17 protein-coding genes are annotated in these 15956 nt (G+C 64.5%); 2 read left to right on the top strand and 15 right to left on the bottom strand.

Going from position 1 to position 15956, the window contains the following annotated elements; genetic code table 11:
* Positions 1–163: 163 nt before the first annotated feature.
* Together B5D62_RS03705 and B5D62_RS03700 are read left to right on the top strand one after the other, a co-directional pair.
* Positions 164–1342 (top strand): aminotransferase, encoded by a 1179-nt coding sequence (locus B5D62_RS03705; protein WP_085933511.1) that lies wholly within the window; start codon positions 164–166, stop codon positions 1340–1342.
* Between the two features lie 20 nt (positions 1343–1362).
* On the top strand, positions 1363–2235 hold the full coding sequence (locus tag B5D62_RS03700) for an alpha/beta fold hydrolase (RefSeq protein WP_085932446.1): 873 nt from the start codon (positions 1363–1365) through the stop codon (positions 2233–2235).
* A gap of 18 nt (positions 2236–2253) precedes the next feature.
* On the opposite strand, the gene thiD is transcribed toward B5D62_RS03700, so the two are convergent.
* From thiD to ruvC, 15 genes are all read right to left on the bottom strand, one after another.
* Positions 2254–3057 carry a bifunctional hydroxymethylpyrimidine kinase/phosphomethylpyrimidine kinase gene (gene thiD, locus B5D62_RS03695; RefSeq protein ID WP_085932445.1) on the bottom strand — a complete coding sequence of 268 codons (804 nt, stop codon included), beginning with the start codon at positions 3055–3057 and terminating at the stop codon, positions 2254–2256.
* Positions 3058–3081: 24 nt separating this feature from the next.
* Positions 3082–4431 carry a phosphoglucosamine mutase gene (glmM, locus tag B5D62_RS03690; RefSeq protein ID WP_085932444.1) on the bottom strand — a complete coding sequence of 450 codons (1350 nt, stop codon included), beginning with the start codon at positions 4429–4431 and terminating at the stop codon, positions 3082–3084.
* Positions 4432–4442: 11 nt separating this feature from the next.
* On the bottom strand, positions 4443–5216 hold the full coding sequence (gene folP / locus B5D62_RS03685; RefSeq protein ID WP_085932443.1) for a dihydropteroate synthase: 774 nt from the start codon (positions 5214–5216) through the stop codon (positions 4443–4445).
* Positions 5217–5257: 41 nt separating this feature from the next.
* A complete protein-coding gene (ftsH, locus tag B5D62_RS03680) occupies positions 5258–7213 on the bottom strand; it encodes an ATP-dependent zinc metalloprotease FtsH (RefSeq protein WP_085932442.1) in 1956 nt (651 codons plus the stop codon).
* 12 nt (positions 7214–7225) lie between these two features.
* Positions 7226–8287, bottom strand: coding sequence for a tRNA lysidine(34) synthetase TilS (gene tilS / locus B5D62_RS03675; RefSeq protein WP_085932441.1), 1062 nt, complete (start codon positions 8285–8287; stop codon positions 7226–7228).
* Positions 8288–8334: 47 nt separating this feature from the next.
* Positions 8335–9048: a tol-pal system protein YbgF gene (gene ybgF / locus B5D62_RS03670; protein WP_170920769.1), complete on the bottom strand. Its 714-nt coding sequence runs from the start codon at positions 9046–9048 to the stop codon at positions 8335–8337.
* A gap of 114 nt (positions 9049–9162) precedes the next feature.
* Positions 9163–9585 (bottom strand): peptidoglycan-associated lipoprotein Pal, encoded by a 423-nt coding sequence (gene pal / locus B5D62_RS03665; RefSeq protein ID WP_419188777.1) that lies wholly within the window; start codon positions 9583–9585, stop codon positions 9163–9165.
* 159 nt (positions 9586–9744) lie between these two features.
* Entirely contained in the window at positions 9745–11049 is a 1305-nt protein-coding gene (gene tolB / locus B5D62_RS03660) for a Tol-Pal system beta propeller repeat protein TolB (protein ID WP_231714710.1), read from the bottom strand.
* Positions 11050–11099: 50 nt separating this feature from the next.
* A complete protein-coding gene (locus B5D62_RS03655) occupies positions 11100–12020 on the bottom strand; it encodes a hypothetical protein (protein ID WP_085932438.1) in 921 nt (306 codons plus the stop codon).
* Between the two features lie 45 nt (positions 12021–12065).
* Complete coding sequence (gene tolR, locus B5D62_RS03650; protein WP_085932437.1) at positions 12066–12557, bottom strand: protein TolR; 492 nt, start codon at positions 12555–12557, stop codon at positions 12066–12068.
* Complete coding sequence (tolQ, locus tag B5D62_RS03645; protein ID WP_085932436.1) at positions 12557–13291, bottom strand: protein TolQ; 735 nt, start codon at positions 13289–13291, stop codon at positions 12557–12559. The genes tolR and tolQ overlap by 1 nt, the downstream gene beginning before the upstream one ends.
* 26 nt (positions 13292–13317) lie before the next feature.
* Entirely contained in the window at positions 13318–13794 is a 477-nt protein-coding gene (ybgC, locus tag B5D62_RS03640; protein WP_085932435.1) for a tol-pal system-associated acyl-CoA thioesterase, read from the bottom strand.
* Entirely contained in the window at positions 13791–14849 is a 1059-nt protein-coding gene (ruvB, locus tag B5D62_RS03635) for a Holliday junction branch migration DNA helicase RuvB (protein ID WP_085932434.1), read from the bottom strand. The genes ybgC and ruvB overlap by 4 nt, the downstream gene beginning before the upstream one ends.
* Positions 14846–15460 (bottom strand): Holliday junction branch migration protein RuvA, encoded by a 615-nt coding sequence (ruvA, locus tag B5D62_RS03630; RefSeq protein ID WP_085932433.1) that lies wholly within the window; start codon positions 15458–15460, stop codon positions 14846–14848. Before ruvA ends, ruvB begins: the two co-directional genes overlap by 4 nt.
* Complete coding sequence (gene ruvC, locus B5D62_RS03625; protein WP_085932432.1) at positions 15457–15948, bottom strand: crossover junction endodeoxyribonuclease RuvC; 492 nt, start codon at positions 15946–15948, stop codon at positions 15457–15459. Before ruvC ends, ruvA begins: the two co-directional genes overlap by 4 nt.
* Between the last annotated feature and the right edge of the window lie 8 nt (positions 15949–15956).

Genomic DNA, 15956 nt, shown 5'->3' with positions numbered 1-15956 from the left:
GACGGAACCTTGGCACAGATGCTATGCAGAAGGCGGGATGCAAGCAACGCATTTTCGAATGGAAAGTGGTTGTTGGCGTGGTTTGATAGCCAACAGCCCCACCCGTAATGGAGAAAATGATCGTGTCGAAAAATACTGTGGAATTGTGGTGGAGCCGGTCCTGATGCGCGATGTGCCTGCGACCAATCCGTGGCTTGCCGCCGTGGAGCCATCGCCCATCGGAGAGACAAAGCGGTGGGTTCAGGGCCGGGATTTTCCAGCCGATCGTCCCCTCATCGACCTCAGCCAGGCCGTCCCCGGATATCCGCCCGCGCTCGAATTGCGGCAGCATTTGGGGACATTGCTGCTCGATCCCAGCGTGCACGGATACACCCCGATCCTCGGCCTCCCCACGCTGCGCGACGCCTATGCCCGCCATCTCACCGAGTTTTACGGCGCCCCGATTACGCCGGGTGAAGTCGGCATCACCTCCGGTTGCAACCAGGCCTTCTGCCTCGCCCTGATGAGCATCGCCAAGGCGGGCGATCAGGTGATCCTGCCCCGGCCGCACTATTTCAATCACGACATGTGGATCCGTATGCAGGGGATCGAGCCGGTCTCGCTCGATTTTCGTCCCGAGTCGGGGGCGGTCCCTCACCCGGACGATGCCGCCAAGCTGATCGGTCCCCGGACGCGGGCGATCGTTCTCATCTCGCCGAACAATCCGACGGGCGCGGTCTATCCGGCCGAGACCATCCATCGCTTCTACGAGCTTGCGCGCCAGCACGGCATCGCCCTGCTACTGGACGAGACCTACAAGGATTTCCTGCCGGAAGGCACGCGGCCGCATGCGCTGTTCAGCGACCCCGGCTGGCGCGGCACGCTGGTCCATCTCTACAGCTTCTCCAAGGTGTTCGCCCTGACGGGCTATCGCGTTGGCGGCGTCACGGCCGGCGCACCGCTGATGGCCGAGATCGAGAAGGCAATGGATTGCGTCTCGATCTGTCCGCCTCGCCTGGGCCAGGAAGCCGCCCTCTACGGACTGCACAATTTGTTGCCCTGGGCGCGGAAAAATACCGAGGCGCTGAAAGTCCGCGCCGATCTCCTGGGCAGCGGACTGGCGCGTTCCAACCGTTGGCGGCTCGTGAGCCTGGGGGCGTACTTTGCCTATGTCGAACACCCCTTCAATGGGCAGCGCTCGACCGACGTGTCCAAGCGGCTCGCCGACGAAGAGAACCTGCTGACCATTCCCGGCGACATGTTCGGCGCCGGCCAGGAGCGCTTCGTCCGTCTCGCCTTCGCCAATGTGCCGGACGACAAGATCCCGACAGTGCTGGAACGGCTCGAGCGATTCGGAGCCTGATCGCGGACGAAGAGGAAGCAATGCCACAGGCAACGACATCGGATGGCGTGAAGCTCTATTACGAGGAGGTCGGCAGCGGAACACCGATCCTGTTCGTGCATGAATACAGTGGGGACTGGCGGAGCTGGGAGCCGCAGATGCGGTTCTTCGCCCGCAAGTACCGCTGCATCACCTACTCCTTCCGCGGCTATCCCGGCTCCGATGTACCCGACGATGGCTCGATGTACGGCCAGCAGCACGCCGTCGACGATGCGCGTCACGTACTCGATCACCTGAAGATCGACAGGGCGCATATCGTCGGCCTGTCACAGGGCGCCTTTGCCACGGCTCATTTCGGTCGCTGCTATCCCGACCGGGCCTTGTCGCTGACGCTTGCCGGCATCGGCTCCGGCGCCGGCCGCGAGGGCCACGAGCAGTTCAAGAAGGACGCCCAGGCGACGGCGGCCCTCATCCGCAAACGCGGCATGGCCCATTACGCCGAAAGCCTGAAGACCAACCCGACGCGCTCGCGCTTCAAGCTCAAGGATCCGCGCGGCTTCGCCGAGTTCGTGAAGCACCTCGCGGAGCATCCGGACGCCGGTGCGGCCAATACCATGGAGAACTATCAGGGCAAGCGGCCGTCTCTCTACGATTTCGACGCCGAGTGGAAGAAGCTGGCGCTGCCGGTCCTGATCATCTGCGGGGACGAGGACGAACCCTGCCTGCAACCCAGCCTCTATCTCAAGCACGTGCTGCCGAACGCCGGACTCGCCATGTTCGCCAAGACTGGGCACACGGTGAACATCGAGGAGCCGGATGCCTTCAACCGCGAGGTCTGGAATTTCCTCACCCTGGCGGAAGCCGGCAAGTGGATGCCGGCCGAGCCTATGGGCGCCGAGGCCAGCCGGATCTGACAGACCGTCGGCGGGCGGTCAGTTCCAGTCGGATTTCACCGTGACCGCATGGTTGAGTGGCCCGTGGCCGTGGCCGAAGCCCGGCGCGGTTTCGATTGCGCGTCGGACATAGGCCCGAGCGCGGGCCACCGCATCGTAGAGGCTCATCTTCTGCGCCATGCCAGCGGCGATCGCCGACGCCAGCGTGCAGCCCGTCCCATGCGTCGACCGGCTGACGATGCGGGCATCCTCGAAGCGCTCCACCCTCCCGTCCTGGAACAGCAAGTCCACGACCCGGTCGCCTTCCAGATGGCCGCCCTTCAAAAGCACAGCCCCCGGCCCCATCGCGCACAGCTTCTCGCCGGCGCGCATCATATCGGCCTCGATCCGGACGGGAAAACCGACCAGGACCTCGGCCTCAGGCAGATTCGGCGTCAGCAATGTCGTCATCGGCAGGAGAAGATCGCGCAGCGCCGCCTCGGCCTCGGGCTGCAACAAGCGATGCCCCCCCTTCGCGACCATGACCGGATCGACGACCAGCGGCACATTGTCTTCCAGCTTCCGAAAACCGGCGACAACGGTTCGAATCACCTCGGCGCTGTGCAGCATGCCGGTCTTCAGCGCGTCGGCGCCGATATCGGTCAACACCACCTCGATCTGCCTTGCGATGAAGGACGGATCGACCGGCACGACGCTGTGAACGCCAAGCGTGTTCTGAGCCGTAAGCGCGGTGATCGCGGTCGCGGCGAAGCCATCCATCGCCGTCACCGCCTTGATGTCGGCCTGGATTCCGGCACCGCCGCCGGAATCGGAGCCCGCCACGATCAGAACGCGGCCTTTCATGCCTCTTCCCTCATGCGGCGGCGATCACGCCGCCTGGCGTGGAATGGCTTCGACGATCTTGTCGACGACAGAGCGCACCAGATCGGAATCGTCCCCCTCCGCCATGATGCGAATGAGCGGCTCGGTACCGGATTTGCGGACCAGGAGCCGGCCACTCCCAGCCAACTGCTGCTCGGCTGCAGCGATGGCGGAGACCACGGACTGAGCCTTCAATGCCGCTACCGCATCGCCGACGCGGACGTTCTTGAGGAGCTGCGGCACCGGCTTGAAGGCCTGGAACGCTTCGCTCGCCGGCTTGCCGCTCTTGATGAGTGCCGCCAGCGCCTGCAACGCCGCCATCAGGCCGTCACCGGTGGTGGCATGATCGGTCATGATGATGTGGCCGGACTGTTCACCACCGAGATTGAACCCGTCCGCCCGCATGCGCTCCAGCACGTAGCGATCACCGACCTGGGTCCGGACCAGGGCCAGGCCCAGCGCCGACATGAATCGCTCGAGGCCAAGATTAGACATCACCGTGGCGACGACGCCATTACCGGCAAGCCGTCCATCCTTCTTCCATTGGCTGGCAATCGTTGCCATCAGCTGATCGCCGTCGATCAGGGAGCCCTTCTCGCAGACCAGTACGACACGGTCCGCATCGCCGTCGAGCGCGATGCCGATATCGGCGCCGTGCACGACTACCTGCTCCTGCAGCGCCGCGGGATGCGTCGATCCGCAGTTGCCGTTGATGTTGAAACCGTCGGGAGAGACGCCGAGCGGAATGACCTCCGCGCCCAGTTCCCACAGAACCGTGGGCGCCACCTTGTAAGCAGCACCGTTGGCGCAATCGACGACGATCTTGAGATCCGACAGATCCAGGCCGCGGGCTGCTGATGCTTTGACGGCCTCGATATAGCGGCCTTCGGAATCGTCCAGGCGCTTTGCTCGGCCGATCGCCGACGGACCGGCTAGCGGAATGGTCGAATGACGTTCGATCAGCTCTTCGATCTGGGCCTCGACCAGATCGGACAGCTTGAAACCGTCGGGCCCGAACAGCTTGATGCCATTGTCTTCGTAGGGATTGTGCGAGGCCGAGATCATGACCCCGAGATCCGCTCGCATGGAGCGGGTCAGGAATCCCACCGCGGGCGTCGGCAATGGCCCCAGGAGCAACACATCCATGCCGACCGACAGCAAGCCGGCGGTCAGCGCCTGCTCGAGCATGTAGCCCGACAATCGCGTGTCTTTGCCGATCACGACCCGGTGGCGATGATTGCCACGATTGAATATCCGCCCCGCCGCCATTCCGATGCGGAGGACAGTTTCGGCAGTCATCGGAGCGCTATTGGCCCGGCCCCGGACGCCATCAGTGCCAAAGAGGGATCGAGACATGATGCGGGAAGTTATCGCATCATTGCTGAAATTGCGAGCGCTTGCCGCGTTCCCGCCACGTCATGCACCCGCACGATGGCGGCGCCGCGCCGGGTCGCCTCGACAGCCAGCCAGATCGAGGCCGGATCGCGCATCCGTGGCTCCTTTACGTCCGTCAGGCGACCGATGAAGCCCTTGCGGGACGTGCCGATCAGGATCGGATAGAGGCCTGCCCCTGTTTTGCCGCCAGCGGCGATCAAGGCGAGGTTCTCGGCAGGGGTCTTCCCGAAGCCAATGCCGGGATCGAGCACGATGTTTTGCCGGACAACGCCGGCCGCTTCGCATGTGGCCGCGCGCTCGAGCAGGAATTGCCGGACCTGCGCGACGACGTCGGCATAGGCTGGCCCCTCGTACTTGTTCTCCGATTGTCCGCGTCGATGCATCAGCACGACGGCGGCCCCTCGTTCGACAACAAGCGGCAGCAGTTCCGGATCGTCACGCAGTGCCGAAACGTCGTTGACGATCCGCGCGCCGGCATCGAGGCACGCTCGGGCGACAACCGCGCGGCGCGTATCTACTGAGACAGTGACTCCTGCACCGGCGAGTCGCTCGACGACAGGCAGTACACGATGAAGCTCTTCCCGCTCGGGCACGGCCTCGGAGCCTGGGCGGGTCGATTCCCCGCCCACATCAATGATATCCGCGCCTTCAGATACGAAGCGCAGACCATCGTCGACCGCCTGCGCCGCATCGAAACGCTGGCCTCCGTCGGAGAAGGAATCCGGCGTCACATTGACGATCGCCATGATCCTCGGGCGATCGAGCGGGACGCCAGCAAAAGCTGGCGTCAAACGCCGGGCTGGGGCTCTGGATTGGCGCCGCCGGGCGATGCGCCGGTCGCCGGTCCACTGCTGGTCGGCACCGAGGCGCGCCGACGCCGATCAGGCCCGGAGCCGGCGCCGCCGGTATCGTCGCGGACGATCGGCTCGCCGCGCAGGATCTGGCCGATCTCCTCGTTGCTCAGCGTCTCGTACTCGAGCAGCGCCTTGGCGATCTTGTGCAGATCGTCATTGTGCTCGGTCAGGATCTTGCGGGCGTGCGTCTCGGCCTCCTCGATCAGGCGGCGAACCTCCTGATCGATCAACTGAGCCGTCGCCTCGGAAACGTTCTGGGTCTGCGTCACGGCATGCCCCAGGAACACTTCCTGCTCGTTGGCCTGATAACGAACGCGGCCGAGCTTGTCGGACATGCCGTAGGCCGTGATCATGCCACGCGCCATCTGGGTCGCCACCTGGATGTCGCTGGCGGCACCGGTCGTCACGTTCTCGGGGCCAAAGATCAGCTCCTCGGCCGTACGGCCTCCGAACAGAATCGCCAGCCTCGATTCGAGGAACAGCTTGGTATGGCTGAGGTGATCGCGCTCGGGCAGCTGCATCGTGACGCCGAGGGCACGGCCGCGCGGGATGATCGTCACCTTGTGCAGGGGGTCCGTCTTGGGCACGTGCAGCGCGACCAGCGCATGCCCCGCCTCGTGATAGGCGGTCAGCTTCTTCTCTTCGTCGGTCATGGCCATCGAGCGGCGCTCGGTGCCCATCAGGACCTTGTCCTTGGCGTACTCGAAATCCGACATGGTCACGAGACGCTTGCCCACGCGGGCTGCCCGTAGCGCCGCCTCGTTCACCAAATTGGCAAGATCGGCGCCCGAGAAGCCGGGCGTACCACGGGCCAGGACGCGCGGCTCGACGTCGGGAGCCAGCGGCACCTTGCGCATATGGACCTTCAGGATCTTCTCGCGACCGCCGATATCCGGGTTCGGCACCACGACCTGACGGTCGAACCGACCTGGGCGCAGGAGCGCCGGATCGAGCACGTCCGGCCGATTGGTGGCCGCGATCAGGATCACGCCTTCGTTGGACTCGAAGCCGTCCATCTCGACCAGGAGCTGATTGAGGGTCTGCTCGCGCTCGTCGTTGCCGCCGCCCAGGCCGGCGCCGCGATGGCGGCCGACGGCGTCGATTTCGTCGATGAAGACGATGCACGGCGCATTCTTCTTGGCCTGCTCGAACATGTCACGCACGCGGCTGGCGCCGACACCGACGAACATCTCGACGAAGTCCGAACCGGAGATGGTGAAGAACGGCACGTTCGCCTCGCCAGCAATGGCGCGGGCCAACAGCGTCTTACCCGTACCCGGCGGACCGACCAGGAGACAGCCCTTGGGAATCTTGCCGCCCAGGCGCTGGAACTTCTGCGGGTCCTTGAGGAAGTCGACGATTTCCTCGAGTTCGCCCTTCGCTTCGTCGATACCCGCGACATCCTCGAACGTCACCCGGCCATGCTTCTCCGTCAGCAGACGCGCCCGAGACTTGCCGAAGCCCATCGCCCGCCCGGTCCCGCTCTGCATCTGGCGCAGGAAGAAGATATAGACACCGACCAGGACCAGGACCGGCAGCCAGCTGACGAAGATGCTGCCCAGATTCACGCCCTCCTCCGGCGGCCCGGCATCGACGCGATCGACGTTCTTGATCAGCATCGGCATCAGCTGCTCGTCCGGCGGCGTGCTCGGCGCGTAGGTGGAGAACTTCTGCATGCCGTTGCGCGGCTCGCGGAAGGTACCGGTGATCGTGTTACCCGAGATGCGGACGTCCTGAACCTGCCGCTGGTCTACGGCGCGGACGAAGTCCGAATAGGAAATGGAATTGCCGGCCGCCCGGGTCGTCCCTCCCTGAAACACGCTGTAAAGCAGTGCCAGCAGCAGAACGATGACGATCCAAAGGGCAGCATTACGATTGAACGGGTTCACGGTTTCGATCCGTCACTGGAGTTTCATATCTAAATGGGGCCTATCCTGCGCGCCGCAAGCGAAAAATACCGCAGGGATTAGGGGTTTGCCCGTTGTCTGCATGTCATTCCTGCCACTTTCGGGTCGGACAATCCAGCGCAGCCGCAGTTCAGCGGGATCTCGTCGAAGCGCGAGCCTGCACCGAGATAGAGTGAAATCCTGGCTTTTTCCGGACTTGCCGCCTCCGGATCTCCCGCCGGTCACGGCCTCGGAAAGCCGCATCGCAGCGCGCTCCAGCCGTTCTCGCCGAGTTGGGTATTCCCGACCGCCGACGGCCTGAACAACGCGGCCCAACAGCCGGACGCCTTCCTGCCGCTCCAGGGCAGAAAAAGCCGTCTGGTCGACCGAAACGACGGCAGACGGACCAAGGACCAAGGTGTCCAAGGCGATTTCAGCCAACCGGCGTTCCCTCTCCATGCGGAGCGTCGCGAGTTCCGGATCGACTGGCGCCTGCGGCGCTCCCTGACGCAGGCGGGCCCGCTCAAACCTGGGGTCGCTGTTGGAAGGATCGTCAATCCAGCGCACGCCGCGTTCGACCAACGTGGCCGTCAGCCGTGACCGCGGAACAGACAGAAGAGGTCGTAACAGGCGCCCTTCCCGATACTCGACAACGGCAGCCATGCCGGCCAGACCGTCGCTGCCGCTGCCCCGGGCCGCGCGCATGGCCACTGTCTCTGCCTGATCGTCGGCCTGATGCGCGACGAGCAGATGGAGAATGCCGCGCTGGCGGCAGGCGCCGAAGAGCAGCCGATATCGGGCGACGCGCGCCGCCTCCTGGAGGCCTGTGGCCGGCTTTGGGCCAGACCAGGGAAGGATCTCCGTCTCGATGCCATGCCGAGCCAGGAGCTTCGCGGTACTGGCCGCTTCCGCTGCCGCCTCCGCGCGCAGCCCGTGATCGACGATGAGTGCCAAAGCGCGACCTTCCCGCGCCGCCGCCCATTCGTTCGCCAGAAGCACCAAGCTCAACGAATCACGGCCGCCAGAAACCCCGACCGCGACGAGCGGCTGCCGTTCGAACGGGCCGAACGGCAGCATCAGGGAAGAAAATTCCTCGCGTGAGAGCCCTTGCGGGGCAGGCCCACTCACCCGCAGCTGTCCCGCTGGCGCTCTTGATCGATGCGGCGCTTCTGGAGATCCGTTGCGTGCGGATAGTCCTGGGTAAAGCGGGCAAAGACCGCGCAGGCGTCACTCTTGCGGCCAAGTGTGGCAAGCGTGATGCCAAGCTTCAGCAGATTGTCCGGTCCCTTGGGGCTGTTCTTGTACACCTTGTAGCCTTCGGCGAAGGCCGTCATCGCGTTCTGGTAATCGCGGCGGGCGTAATAGGTCTCGCCCAGCCAGTACTGGGCGTTGCCCGCCAGGACATGCTTGGGATTGCGCTGCACAAAGGTCCGGAAGCCCTTCTCGGCACCGGCATAGTCGCCCTCCTGCAGCATCTTGAAGGCATCATGGTAGAGCTGGTCGCCAGACGCGGACGGGCCGGCGGCTGCGGCCTGCTGGCTCGGTGCGGGAGCCGAGGGCGCCGGTCCGGCCGCAGGCCCCGGCCGAGGCGCCCCACCGCGCCCCTTCTCGAGCTGGTCGATGCGGAAATCGTAGTCCGTCCGCATCTTCTCCATCTGCTGCTGGAGTTGCTGGTTCTGATACTGGAGCTGCTCGATCTGGCCCGTGAGCATGGTGAGCGACTGCTGCAGCTGGTTCAGCCGGTCATCGACATATACGGAGTTCCCGCGCTGCGCGGCCGCCGCCGAGGGCAGAGCGAACACCGCAAGCATCAGAAGCCGGGAATAGAGAGTCTTCATGGTATGCATTAGTTTCAGTTCAAACCCGGCCATTTTCAGGCAGGACCGGCGAGCCCACAAATAAAAACGCCGGTCGCTTTCGGACGACCGGCGTTTGAAGGACGGTAACCCGTCTTACTGCAGTGCGGTGATGGCTACGCGGTTCTGCGCCCACGCCGCCTCATCGGAACCCGGAACGATCGGACGCTCCTTGCCGTAGCTGATGGTCTGGATGCGAGCGGCCGGGATGCCCTGAGCAACCAGATACTGCTTCACGGAGTTGGCGCGGCGCTCGCCGAGGGCAAAGTTGTACTCGCGCGTGCCGCGCTCGTCACAATGCCCTTCGATGGTGATCTGGTAGTTGGTGTATTGCTTCAGCCAGGTCGCCTGCTTGTCCAGGGTGCCGCGGCCGTCGGAGCGAACGGTCGACATGTCGGTATCGAAGAACACACGGTCACCGATGTTCTGCTTGAAATCGGCGACGGACCCCGGGGTGACCGTCGTACTGGCCGGGACGGCAGCCTGCTCGTTGTTACTGCAGGCGGCCATGAAGATCATTGCCGCAACTGCAGCGAGTGCCTTGATCGTGCGCATCTAATCTTTACGCGTCGCTTGCACGCCGCGTTCCTCTCGGTTTCCTACAAAAATCCACCGCTCTCCCAGAATCGACGACCCGAGCGATGTACGCTCGGGCCGACTGCGCGATCATATCTCTCGCTATTGCGGAATCAAGGGCGACCAGGCGGGATCCGACGCATCGGTCGGCGTCGGGATCTGGCGCTGGAAGCGACCCGTGATGTCGATTTGTTGCAGATTGACGGAACCGCCACGCTGCTGCTGGAAGTAAGCGAGCACGCGACCGTTGGGAGCCCAGGTCGGACCCTCGACCAGGAAGCCACTGGTCAGCAGGCGCTCGCCGCTGCCATCCGGCCGCATGACGCCGATGCCGAAGGTACCGCCCATGATCTTGGTGAAGGCGATGAAGTCGCCGCGCGGCGACCAGACCGGCGTGGCATAGCGGCCGTCGCCGAAGCTGATGCGTCGCTCGCCGCCGCCATTGGCGCCCATGACGTAGAGCTGCTGCGTCCCGCCCCGGTCGGAGTTGAACACGATCTGGGTGCCGTCCGGCGAATAGGACGGAGATGTATCGATGCCCGGCGTATTGGTCAGTCGCCGCAGCGTCTGTCCACGCAGGTCCATCTCATAGAGATCCGTGTTGCCATCCCGCGACAGGCTCATGGCAACCTTCGTTCCATCGGGCGAGAAGCGCGGGGCGAAGCTCATGCCCGGGAAGTTCCCCAGGAGCTCGCGGCGACCCGAGTCGACATTCTGCAGATAGACCTTCGGCGGGGAATTGCCCTCGCTATAGGCCATGTACACGATCTCCTGCAGCGTCGGCGAGAAGCGCGGCGTCACGGCCAGCGTCCGACCGTCCGTGATGTAGCGGTTGTTGGCGCCGTCCTGGTCCATGATGGCAATGCGCTTGACGCGAGTGGTGACCGGCCCGGTCTCGGCGACATAGGCGATGCGGGTATCGAAATAGCCCTCCTCGCCCGTGACCCGCTTGTAGATCGCATCGGCGATGATGTGGCCGAGACGACGCCAGTTGTTGGGCTGGCTGGTAAAGGAAAGACCTGTTGCCTGCTGGCCGACCACGACATCCCAGAGCCGGAAGTCGACTTTGATGTTTCCGCCGATGCGGCTCATCTGGCCCACCACCAGGCCCTGGGCGCCGATGCTGCGCCAGTCAGGAAAGCGCGGCGCGGCGTTGGCATTGACGTTGCGCTCGATGAAGGAGCTCGGCGAGATCGACCGGAACAGGCCGCAATTCTGGAGGTCGTTGCGGATCACTTCGGCGATCTGCGCTCCCACGGCTTCCCCGCTGAAGTCGACGATGGCGATCGGCACCGGCTCGAAGCTCGGCTTCGTCATATCGATCGTGAGCTGGGCGTGCGCCGGCATCGCCAACGCGGCAAGCGCGGCGGCACACAGCATCGTCCGCAGATGTCTTCTAAGATGCATCATGTCGAACCTCATCATCATTGGGGGCAGCCTCTATAGCGCGACGCGCGTCAGTAGTCGCGGGGATCGAAGTTGAAATTAATATAACGCCAATCGCTGGCGTACTTTTCTGCCGGCAGCGGCCATGGTTGACAGCGCGGATTCATGATCGCGCGCCATGCATAGTCGGCGATGGCGCGAAAGGCAGGATCGCTATTGTAGCGGCCAGTGTCCTTCACTTCTGCACTTACCGGTGTGCCGTCAGGATTCATCTGTACGACGAAGGCCACGACAGGCGGATTCTTACCGCCACCGGGGGAAGCCCAGCACTTCCGAATCTTTTCCCTAACAGCCTCGAGCTCGCTGGCCGTAATGGTCGTCGAGAAGTTAGGCGCAACTGCAGCCTGCCTAGTGATCTCTTTCACGGGCTTAGGCTGCTGCTGAGGTGTCTTGATCGGCGGATTCTTGTCCTGGTTCTTCAGGATGCTGTCCACGATATTGTCGACGCTATCCTTCTTCGGCTGAGGCTTGGGTGCCGCAGTCGCCGGCTTTGGCTCGACCTTCTTCACCTCGGGCTTGGGGTCCGGTTTTGGATCAGGCGGCTTCTCGGTCTTCGGTGGCTCAGGCTCCTTGGGCTTGAGCGCGATCTTGTCCTCGACCGGCTTGGGCTGCTCTGCCTTAGGCACTTCTTTCGGCTTAGGCGGTTCAGGAACCACCTCGGCGACCTCTGGCTTGGGGGTCTCGGGCGCCGGTGGCGGCGCCTTGCTGGGGGGCGGCGGTGCCTTGGTCGCCTCCTCGGCAATCTTGGCATTCTTCGGCTGCTCGTCCTGCACGCCGATCTTGGGAGCCGCAGCTTTCTTCGCGACAGCTTCGAACTCCACCATCACCGGCTCCGGCTCAAGCGGAGGCGGGTTGAAGAGGTCGAAGTTCACGATCACCGCTCCAAGCGCGAGGACATGCACTGCCACCGACAGCAATGCCGGTGTCCGCATCTCGACGCTTTCCCTGGAACGACCAAACATCGGCGTGCCCTGCCACTACCGTCTCGGTGCGGGTTGACGGGCGGCCGGGCTGGCCGGAGCGGACTCCGCCTGCTCGCCGAGCAGTCCCAACTGGCGGAAACCCGAGTCGATCACGATACCCATCACCTGCATCATGCGACCGTAATTGATGCTCTTGTCGCCGCGGATGAAGACCCGCTGATCGGGTTTCTCGTCGTGTACCGCCTTCAGCTTGCTGGCGAGTTCGTCCGGCTCGTACTTCGTCTCGCCCAGGAAAATCTCGTCCTTGGCGTTGACGGAGACCACCAGCGGCTCGTCCTTCCCTCCCACCTGCTGGGCGGTCGTCTTGGGCAGGTCGACCGGAACGCCTACCTGCAGCAACGGCGCGGTGATCATGAAGATCACCAGCAGCACCAGCATCACGTCCACCATCGGCGTGACGTTGATGTCGGCAATGGGGGCGTAATGCCGCCGGCGGAAACGTCCACCGCCACCGCCACCGCCCGCCGAGGGAATGATGGCAGCCATCAGCCCTGCTCCTCGAGCTGGCGGGACAGGATGGTGATGAACTCACCGGCGAAGGCCTCGAGCTGCACGGCATAGCGCTGCACCTGGCCCGACAGGATATTGTAGGCACCAGCCGCGGGGATGGCGGCCACCAGGCCGATCGCGGTGGCGAACAGCGCTTCAGAAATGCCAGGAGCCACCACTGCCAGGGACGTGTTCTTCGACATGGCGATGTGGCCGAAGCTGTTCATGATGCCCCACACCGTGCCGAACAGGCCCACGAAGGTGGCATTGGCACCGACCGTGGCGAGGAAACCCAGCCGCTTCTCGATCGCTTCCATCTCGCGCTGGATGGTCACGCTCATCACCTGCTCGATGCGCTGACGCAGCCCCGCGCGCGCCGCCGCGCTAGCCGCGAGCCCCTTCGATACCGACCGGCGCCACTCGCGCATCGCGGCGGAGAACACGCTCGACATCGGATCGTCGGGTTTGGCGCCAACGCGATCGTAAAGATCCTCGAGCGAGACGCCGGACCAGAACGTATCCTCGAAGGTCTGGGCGCTGCGCTTGAGCGCGCGCAGTCGGATCATCTTCTCGAAGATGATCGCCCACGACCAGAATGAAGCCAGCAGCAAGGCAATCATGACTGCCTTCACCACCCAGTCGGCCTGCATGAACAGGCCGTACACCGACATGTCGATGGGAGGACTGCTGCCGCCAAGAGGGGTACTGGCGAGCTGCGCTATCTCTTCCATTGGTAATCTCCGTCCGTTCCTGAGCGTTATATCCGAATATGGCGTGAGCGGGGCGAGTATGGCCCCGCAACTGCTTGCAGTGCTTGACGAATTTGCTGTGGCAGCCGAACCGGCCGGCCCGTTTCACTGATGCACGCGACCGTCACGTCGGCCCGAACGAGCAGATCGGTGTCGCGATAGGCTTCCTGCACAACATCGAGCGATGCCCCGCGCAGTTCCTTGCAGCCGGTCACGATCTCGATGGCGTCGTCGAGGCGTGCGGGCTTCAGGTAATCGATGGCACAGCGACGCACGATCCAGTTCACACCCTTTTCGGCGCGAAGGGCGCTGTGTTCCTGTCCCAGGAACCGGAGCATCTCGGTGCGGCCGCGTTCGAGAAAGCGCAGCCAGTTTGCATAATAGACGATGCCGGCGGCGTCCGTGTCCTCGTAATAGACCCGTAACGGCAGAACGTGCCGTCCCGCCTCGATGCGACCCGAGCTCGGGAGAACGGGCCCGCTCACGCCTCGTCCGCCTGCCCGCCCGTCGCCAGCAGGTCGAGCTGTTGCTTCTGTTCCGTCGGCACGGCCAGGCCGAGATGCCTGTATCCGCCTTCCGACAGAAGCCGGCCCCGCGGCGTACGCATCAACAGGCCAAGCTGCATCAGATACGGCTCGATCACGTCCTCGATGACGTCGCGCTGCTCGGAAAGGGCCGCGGCCAACGTCTCGACGCCGACTGGCCCGCCTCCATAGTTGGTGGCGATGCAAGCCAGGTAACGACGGTCCATGGTGTCGAGACCGCGCTGGTCGATCTCGAGACGGGTCAGTGCGGCGTCGGCAGCCTTCGCATCGACGATCTTGCAGCCCGCCACCGCGGCGAAGTCCCGCACGCGCCGCAACAGGCGGTTGGCCACACGCGGCGTACCGCGCGAGCGCTTGGCAATCTCGGCCCCGCCGTCCATGGCCAGTTCCATCTTCAGGACGCGGGCCGCGCGATGCACGATCAGTTCGAGTTCGGCCGGCTCGTAGAAGACCATCCGCAGGGGAATGCCGAAGCGTTCCCGCAGCGGACGGGTCATCAGGCCGGATCGTGTGGTCGCGCCGACCAGCGTGAAGGGCGGAAGCTCGATGCGCACCGATCGGGCGGCCGGCCCCTCTCCGATCATCAGATCGAGCTGAAAGTCCTCCATCGCCGGATAGAGAATTTCCTCGACCGCCGGATTGAGACGATGAATCTCGTCGATGAACAGCACGTCGTGCGGCTGCAGGTTGGTAAGCTGCGCCGCGAGATCGCCAGCCTTCTGGATCACGGGGCCCGAGGTGGCACGAAATCCGACGCCCATCTCCTTCGCCACGATCTGGGCCAGCGTCGTCTTGCCGAGACCCGGCGGCCCGTGGAACAGCACGTGATCGAGCGCCTCCCGGCGGGCCTTGGCGGCGGTGATGAAGATCTTGAGGTTTTCGCGAACCTGCTTCTGCCCGACGAAGTCGTCCAGGACCTGGGGACGCAGCGCAAGTTCGGCCGCATCCTCCTCGGTCCGCTTGCCAGCCACCAGACGATCGGCCTCGACGCTCATCGTGCCAGTTCCTGCAGGCCGGCACGGATCACGGCATCGAGCGCGGCGTCACCGCCCAGGCGCTGGGTGACGCGCGCCACGGCTCCGAAGGCCTCGACCCGGCGATAGCCGAGATTGACCAGGGCCGACACTGCATCCTCGTTGACCGACCCTGCCGTGCCGGCGGAATTGGGCGTCGCGGTCGCCCGCGAAGACACCGGAGCGACGCCGAAAGCGGCGGCCTTGTCCTTGAGTTCCGTGGCCAGCCGGGCCGCGAGCTTGGGACCGACACCAGGAGCGCGACTCAGGCTGGAGCGATCCTGGCCCGCGATGGCGCGGGCAATGTCGTCCGGCGCCAAGGTCGACAGGATGGAAAGCGCCACGCGGGCTCCGACGCCCTGCACGGTCGTGAGAATCCGGAACCAGTCGCGCTCGGCCGTGTCGAGAAAGCCGTAAAGGGCGATGGCGTCCTCGCGCACGATGGTCTCGACCAGCAGCGTCGCAGGTCCGCCGGCGACCAGATCACGCAAGGTCCGGCTGGAGGCAGAGACCAGATAGCCGACGCCATTGACGTCGATGACGGCGCTGTCTTCCCCGACCGAATCGACGATGCCCTTGAGCTTGGCGATCACAGCGCTGCCTCCACCCGTTTGGCGGTGGCACGGTGATGAGCGTGGCAGATGGCGACAGCAAGAGCGTCGGCGGCATCCGCCGTCGCCTCGACACCCGGCAGCAGGCGCCCCACCATCATGGCGATTTGCCGCTTGTCCGCATGGCCGGCACCGGTCACCGACTTCTTCACGAGATTGGCGGCATACTCGAAGACTGGCAGACCCGCCTGCGCCGGCGCCAGCATCACCACGCCGCGCGCCTGGCCAAGCTTGAGCGTGGAGCCGGGATTGACGTTCACGAAAGTCTCCTCGACCGCCGCCTCAACCGGCTGATGACCCGCGACGATCGCGGCCACGCCCTCGAACAGTTCGCTGAGCCGTTCCGCGAGCGACCGTTCTCCCGCCACCTTGATCACGCCATGCGCCACATGGCGCAATCGATTGCCCTCGACATCGATCACGCCCCAGCCGGTCAGCCGCAGACCGGGATCGAGGCCGATCAGTTTCATGACCCGCC

It is taken from the genome of Enhydrobacter aerosaccus (assembly GCF_900167455.1).
In the GTDB taxonomy this organism is placed as follows: Bacteria; Pseudomonadota; Alphaproteobacteria; order Reyranellales; family Reyranellaceae; genus Reyranella; species Reyranella aerosaccus.
The sequence above is the reverse complement of the archived record's forward strand: the minus strand, read 5'-3'. Positions and strand labels throughout refer to the sequence as shown.

Coding starts and splice junctions, on each gene's coding strand:
- B5D62_RS03705 (WP_085933511.1), top strand. CDS start 164: ATGCGCGATGTGCCTGCGACCAATCCGTGGCTTGCCGCCGTGGAGCCA.
- B5D62_RS03700 (WP_085932446.1), top strand. CDS start 1,363: ATGCCACAGGCAACGACATCGGATGGCGTGAAGCTCTATTACGAGGAG.
- thiD (WP_085932445.1), bottom strand. CDS start 3,057: ATGAAAGGCCGCGTTCTGATCGTGGCGGGCTCCGATTCCGGCGGCGGT.
- glmM (WP_085932444.1), bottom strand. CDS start 4,431: ATGTCTCGATCCCTCTTTGGCACTGATGGCGTCCGGGGCCGGGCCAAT.
- folP (WP_085932443.1), bottom strand. CDS start 5,216: ATGGCGATCGTCAATGTGACGCCGGATTCCTTCTCCGACGGAGGCCAG.
- tilS (WP_085932441.1), bottom strand. CDS start 8,287: ATGCTGCCGTTCGGCCCGTTCGAACGGCAGCCGCTCGTCGCGGTCGGG.
- ybgF (WP_170920769.1), bottom strand. CDS start 9,048: ATGAAGACTCTCTATTCCCGGCTTCTGATGCTTGCGGTGTTCGCTCTG.
- pal (WP_419188777.1), bottom strand. CDS start 9,585: ATGATCTTCATGGCCGCCTGCAGTAACAACGAGCAGGCTGCCGTCCCG.
- tolB (WP_231714710.1), bottom strand. CDS start 11,049: ATGCATCTTAGAAGACATCTGCGGACGATGCTGTGTGCCGCCGCGCTT.
- B5D62_RS03655 (WP_085932438.1), bottom strand. CDS start 12,020: ATGCGGACACCGGCATTGCTGTCGGTGGCAGTGCATGTCCTCGCGCTT.
- tolR (WP_085932437.1), bottom strand. CDS start 12,557: ATGGCTGCCATCATTCCCTCGGCGGGCGGTGGCGGTGGCGGTGGACGT.
- tolQ (WP_085932436.1), bottom strand. CDS start 13,291: ATGGAAGAGATAGCGCAGCTCGCCAGTACCCCTCTTGGCGGCAGCAGT.
- ruvB (WP_085932434.1), bottom strand. CDS start 14,849: ATGAGCGTCGAGGCCGATCGTCTGGTGGCTGGCAAGCGGACCGAGGAG.
- ruvC (WP_085932432.1), bottom strand. CDS start 15,948: ATGAAACTGATCGGCCTCGATCCCGGTCTGCGGCTGACCGGCTGGGGC.